The following is a 724-nucleotide window of genomic DNA, read 5'->3' on the forward strand; positions in this document are numbered from 1 at the left end:
GGTCATGCCCAGCCAGCGATAGCGGCCGGGACCGATCTTCTGGCCGAAGATCGGCGGCAGGATGGAGGCTGCGAGGCCGCCGAAAAAGATAATTGCCCAGATGGCTATGAAGATCGTGAAGAACAGATCGTCGCTGTTGAACGGCGGCTGCTGGTTGCGTTCGCCGCGCGCCTCCAGTTCTTCCGGATTGCCTTCCAGCACCATGATCATGTCGTCGACGGCTTTGCTGATGCCACCTGAGAAATCGCCGGCACGGAAGGCCGGCACCATGTCGTTTTCGATGATCAGCTTGGTGTGCAGGTCGGTCAGCGTGCCTTCCAGCCCATAGCCGACCTCGATGCGCATCTTGCGGTCGTTCGGCGCTACCAGAAGCAGGACGCCGTTGTTCTCCTTCGCCTGGCCGAGTTTCCAGGCGCGAAACAGCCGGTTGGCGTAAGGCTCGATCTCCTCGCCGTCGAGGCTGGGAATGGTCGCGACGACGATCTGGTCGGAACCCTTGGTCTCGAAATCGGCAAGCTTCTGCGTCAGCGCCGCCTTGGTCGCGGCATCGATGATGCCGGCATTGTCGACGACCCGTCCGGTCAGCGCCGGCAGTTCGGCCGCGAAGGCCGCGAAGCCGACCAGCAGCACCGCCATGGCCATAAGCGCGGTGCCGATCATTTTGATGAAACGGCCGGATTCCACCGGGCTGATGGCGTGTCTTGTCATCTCTTCACCAGCTTCC

1 protein-coding gene is annotated in these 724 nt (G+C 62.0%); it reads right to left on the bottom strand.

Translation table 11 applies throughout. From position 1 onward, the window contains the following. Nucleotides 1-660: YgcG family protein (locus E5W70_RS30020; RefSeq protein WP_292664911.1), on the bottom strand; the 660-nt coding region annotated here is incomplete at its 3' end. Nucleotides 661-724: the final 64 nt, after the last annotated feature.

Source organism: Mesorhizobium sp. (genome assembly GCF_005063415.1).
GTDB lineage: Bacteria > Pseudomonadota > Alphaproteobacteria > Rhizobiales > Rhizobiaceae > Mesorhizobium.